This window comes from Butyrivibrio proteoclasticus B316, from assembly GCF_000145035.1.
GTDB lineage: Bacteria > Bacillota > Clostridia > Lachnospirales > Lachnospiraceae > Butyrivibrio > Butyrivibrio proteoclasticus.
Genome location: NC_014388.1, coordinates 67,501 through 72,500 on the forward strand (window position 1 = coordinate 67,501; position 5,000 = coordinate 72,500).

Consider the following 5,000-nt stretch of genomic DNA (forward strand, 5'->3'; position numbering starts at 1 on the left):
AAAAGCCACTATAGCGTATACATAACCCGTACCGTAAACCGACACAGGTGGATGAGGAGAGAATCCTAAGGCCGACGGGAGAAGCATTGTTAAGGAACTCGGCAAAATGTCCCCGTAACTTCGGGATAAGGGGAGCCTGAGAAATCAGGCCGCAGAGAAGAGGCTCAAGCAACTGTTTAGCAAAAACACAGGTCTATGCGAAACCGAAAGGTGAGGTATATGGGCTGACGCCTGCCCGGTGCTGGAAGGTTAAGAGGAGAGGTTAGAGCAATCGAAGCTTTGAATTTAAGCCCCAGTAAACGGCGGCCGTAACTATAACGGTCCTAAGGTAGCGAAATTCCTTGTCGGGTAAGTTCCGACCCGCACGAAAGGCGTAATGATTTGAGCACTGTCTCGGCAATGCACCCGGTGAAATTGAAGTACCAGTGAAGATGCTGGTTACCCGCGCCAGGACGGAAAGACCCCATGGAGCTTTACTCCAGGTTGATACTGGGGTCCGGTACCATATGTACAGGATAGGTGGGAGACTAAGAAGTAGTGACGTCAGTTGCTGCGGAGTCGCTGTTGGGATACCACCCTTATGATGCTGGGCTTCTAACCAAGGATCTTGAAACAGGTCCGGGGACAATGTCTGCCGGGGAGTTTGACTGGGGCGGTCGCCTCCGAAAGGGTATCGGAGGCGCTCAAAGGTTCCTTCAGAATGGACGGAAACCATTCGAAGAGTGTAAAGGCATAAGGGAGCCTGACTGTGACACCGACGGGTGGAACAGATACGAAAGTAGGACTTAGTGATCCGGTGGTATGAAAGTGGGATTGCCATCGCTCAACGGATAAAAGCTACCCTGGGGATAACAGGCTTATCACTCCCAAGAGTTCACATCGACGGAGTGGTTTGGCACCTCGATGTCGGCTCATCGCATCCTGGGGCTGTAGCAGGTCCCAAGGGTTGGGCTGTTCGCCCATTAAAGCGGTACGCGAGCTGGGTTCAGAACGTCGTGAGACAGTTCGGTCCCTATCCGGCGCGGGCGTAGGATATCTGAGAGGAGCTGTCCTTAGTACGAGAGGACCGGGATGGACGGACCGCTGGTGTATCAGCTGCATCGCCAGATGCATAAGGCTGGGTAGCCACGTCCGGAAGGGATAAACGCTGAAGGCATCTAAGCGTGAAGCCCCCCTCAAGATGAGATATCCCTGCTTCGGCAGTAAGACCCCTTAGAGAGTATGAGGTTAGATAGGCACAAGGTGTAAGCATGGTAACGTGTTCAGCTGATGTGTACTAATAGGTCGAGGGCTTATCCAAAGAAGGTTAGGAACAAGAAAGAGGTTAGGATTTAGATTATCAGTGTTCGGTTTTGAAGGTACAAAAAAGAAACACATGCATCGCATGTGTTTTGTGCTATATTAATAGTATAAGGCCCGGTGGCTCAGCTGGTTAGAGCGCCGCCCTGTCACGGCGGAGGTCAGGGGTTCGAACCCCCTTCGGGTCGCTAATAACGTATGTTATATTTTATAAGCCGATGTGGCTCAATTGGCAGAGCAGCTGATTTGTAATCAGCAGGTTAACGGTTCGAGTCCGCTCATCGGCTCTAGGTAAAGAGACAGATACAGCATTTGCTGTATCTGTTTTTTTATATATATTAGGAAATCCCAAGGATTTCCTAATATATATAAAACGCTCCACTATGGATGTACACAGCAGCTGATTTTGTGAGAACATGATACTTTTCTTTGTAGGGAAACACTTATATAATTGAAATTATCAGAAAATTACAAAATTGGAGGTTAGGTGTATGAAAAAGGTTTTAAAAAATGTAGTATCAATTTTACTTGCATCGGCACTGGTTTTTACAACAAATGTAGCTACTATTACTTCTCATGCTGCAAATGTTGTAGCGGAGGTAAAATCAATTGCTGATGTTCCCGCCGATCTTTCCGGCAAGACTATTATTCTTCATTCAAATGATGTACATGGTGCAATTGGACGATACCCTTACATTGCTTCAGTTAAGCAGAATTTTCAGGGCAGGGGAGCTGAGGTTATTCTTGTTGATGCAGGCGATTATGCACAGGGAACTCCATATGTTGCGCAGACTAAAGGATTAGATGCTATCATGGCAATGAATGCAGCTGGTTATGACATAGCCACTATAGGAAATCATGAATTTGACTACGGTATTCCACAGGTTAAGGCTAATCTTGCTGTAGCTAAGTTTAAAACAGTATGTGCTAATATTCTCGATGCTAACGGCAATTTATTTTTGACTCCTAATACTATGTATACAACAAAGTCTGGAATGAAACTTGGCTTTTTTGGTGTTGATACACCTGAAACACAGACAAAGTCAAATCCTGCTCTTATAAAGGGATTAACTTTCCTTACCAAGAACGACTTATATGCATGTGGACAGCAGCAAATTGATACCCTTAAAACTCAGGGAGCAGATTTTGTTGTTTGCCTTTCACATTTAGGCGTTGATAGTGAAGCAGAAAGAGAAGGTATTAGTAGTAATGTTTTCTATAAGAAAACAAAAGGAATTGACATTTTGATCGATGGACATTCACATACAATTATGTCTGCAGAAGACAGAAAGGACCCTGTTACTTCTACAGGAACAAAGCTACAGTCACTTGGTGTGGTAGTTATAGATAATGCAACCAAAACAGTTGAGGATAGTTATCTGTTAAATTACGATAAGCTTCAGCCAGAAGTTACTACAGAGGCTGTAACTACAGCTATCATTAAGAGAGTTGACAGAGAATACAATTCAGTATTTGCTAAGAGTGAAGTTAATCTTAATGGTGAAAAAGCTCCTGGAAATAGAACAGAAGAAACCAATATGGGTAACCTTGTTTCTGAAGCAATGCTGTGGTCTGTCCTTCAGCATGAGGGTTCTGTAACAGTTGATAAAGATCATGTTATAGCACTTACAAATGGTGGTGGACTTAGAGCTCCTATCAAGGCAGGAGATGTTACCAAGAAGGATATTAACACAGTTCTTCCTTTTGGAAATACAGTAGCTGTAGTATATGTAACAGGCGAGCAGCTTCTTGAAGCACTTGAAGCTTCTACATTCTGTACACCTGAGCCGGTAGGAGGATTCCCACAGACAACAGGAATTAAATTTACTGTTAACACAGCAAAGTCATTTGCTGCGGGTCAGGCTTACCCTGCTTCAACATATCATAAACCTGCAAGTATCAACAGAGTAACCATTGATAGTGTAAATGGTCAGCCATTTTCTAAGGATGATACATATGCTGTAGTAACTAATAATTTCGTTGCAGCCGGAGGAGATACATATTATTGTTTCAGTAGTTCAGGAACAACTTTTGACACGGGAATCCCTATGGATGAGGCTGTTATGGACTATGTAAAGACTCAGCTTCACGGAGTAATTGGTAGCGAGTATTCAAATCCTCGTGGAGACGTAACAATCATTAAATAAAAGAGTAAAAAAGCTCCTTTTTCGTAGCAAAGCATCAGCTACAAAAAGGGGCTTTTTTAGTATCTTTCTCAATTATTTATTGATGTCATCAAGAACATTGAGAAAGAACTTTTACTATTGAAAAGTTTTTCTAAAATGATAGTATTCCATATGGAGGAATAATCAATGACACGTAGAGAACTTGCAATGGCTAATTTTATGGAAGGATATAATTGTTCCCAATCAATTGTTTTAGCATTTTCTGATATGCTACAGCTTGATAAAGAAACGCTATTAAAGCTTGCATCATCATTTGGCGGTGGAATGGGACGACTTAGAGAGGTATGTGGTTCTGTCAGTGGAATGTTCATGGTGATAGGTTTGCTTTACGGCTATGATGGACCTGAAACCGGGCAGATTAAGGCAGATCACTACGCTAGAGTACAGGAGCTTGCTCATAAATTTGAAGAAAAACATGGATCTATAGTATGTCGTGAATTATTAGGACTGAGTGTTCGTCATGATGTACCTGTTCCGGAAGCAAGAACGGTCCAGTATTACCAAAAACGTCCATGTCCTGAGATAATAGGAGATGCAGCTGAAATACTGGAACAATATATAAATGATAATCCAGTGATCAGTAGAGAATAACAGGCTGATAAAATCATTGAGGGTAAAATACCCGGATGCAATTCAGACACGAAAGGAAGCGGATTAGAAAATGAAAAGACTAAAGGTAACATTTAACTCGCCAGTGGTTCTGGGGTTTATATTTATTAGCTTTGGAGTTTTAGCACTGGGATTCCTGACAGGAAATCTCAGTAACCAGCTTCTTTTTATGACGTATCATTCTTCGCTTACAAATCCATTAACATACGTAAGATTTTTTACACATGTCTTTGGCCATAATGGGTGGGAACATTATATTGGTAACGCTGCATATATTCTTTTGTTGGGACCAATGCTGGAGGAAAAGTATGGTTCTAAGAGGATTATGCAGGTAATCGTGATCACCGCCATGGTTACAGGGCTCGTAAATTACATATTATTCTGGAATGTAGCGCTTTGCGGTGCAAGTGGTGTTGTATTTGCATTTATCCTGCTTACTTCCTTTACAAGTTTTAAAAATGGTGAGATTCCTTTGACTTTTATACTTGTGGCGATTATCTTCATTGGACAACAAATATACGATGGATTATTTCTTCAGGATGATATTTCGAATCTTTCACATATCCTCGGAGGCGTTATCGGTGCAGTTGTCGGATATAGGCTGAATAAGAAATAATACCTGTTGCTAGATAAGAAGTTTAAAGAGGTAGCGGAGAGATGAACAATAGTTTTAATCATATTTCTGATATGGAGAATATTTTCGACGAAGTTTTGGATGCACAGTACCTCATAGAGAACGCGTTAAAAGAGTATAGAAACTTACAGAATAAAGTCAGAATGATTGAGGATTATTATAGCAGCAAACAGTGGATAAAAGATTTTGAGATGGATGAAAGAGGAGAGATTCCACCGGAAGTGAAACGTGGAGTACTTTCTGAAGATGGAATTTATAGAATGCTTGAGCGG

The 5,000-nt window shown here is 42.0% G+C and carries 4 protein-coding genes, 2 tRNA genes and 1 rRNA gene (2 of these 7 only partly in view); all 7 read left to right on the forward strand.

What is annotated here, in order from left to right; all coding sequences use genetic code 11:
• Positions 1 to 1,300 (forward strand): 23S ribosomal RNA (locus BPR_RS15325); it begins 1,561 nt to the left of the window's first position.
• 113 nt (positions 1,301 to 1,413) lie between these two features.
• Positions 1,414 to 1,487, forward strand: a tRNA-Asp gene (locus tag BPR_RS15330).
• A 26-nt stretch (positions 1,488 to 1,513) separates the two neighbouring features.
• Positions 1,514 to 1,586: transfer RNA gene (locus BPR_RS15335), tRNA-Thr, on the forward strand.
• A gap of 204 nt (positions 1,587 to 1,790) precedes the next feature.
• Positions 1,791 to 3,446, forward strand: a complete 1,656-nt coding sequence (locus tag BPR_RS15340; RefSeq protein ID WP_013282396.1) for a bifunctional metallophosphatase/5'-nucleotidase — start codon at positions 1,791 to 1,793, stop codon at positions 3,444 to 3,446.
• A gap of 165 nt (positions 3,447 to 3,611) precedes the next feature.
• Positions 3,612 to 4,076, forward strand: coding sequence for a C-GCAxxG-C-C family protein (locus BPR_RS15345; RefSeq protein WP_013282397.1), 465 nt, complete (start codon positions 3,612 to 3,614; stop codon positions 4,074 to 4,076).
• A gap of 70 nt (positions 4,077 to 4,146) precedes the next feature.
• Positions 4,147 to 4,710 (forward strand): rhomboid family intramembrane serine protease, encoded by a 564-nt coding sequence (locus BPR_RS15350; RefSeq protein WP_013282398.1) that lies wholly within the window; start codon positions 4,147 to 4,149, stop codon positions 4,708 to 4,710.
• A 41-nt stretch (positions 4,711 to 4,751) separates the two neighbouring features.
• Positions 4,752 to 5,000: the 5' portion of a DUF4298 domain-containing protein gene (locus tag BPR_RS15355; protein WP_013282399.1), read on the forward strand. It continues 36 nt past the right edge of the window; 249 of the gene's 285 nt are visible here — the first part of the coding sequence; its start codon is at positions 4,752 to 4,754; its stop codon lies beyond the right edge, outside the window.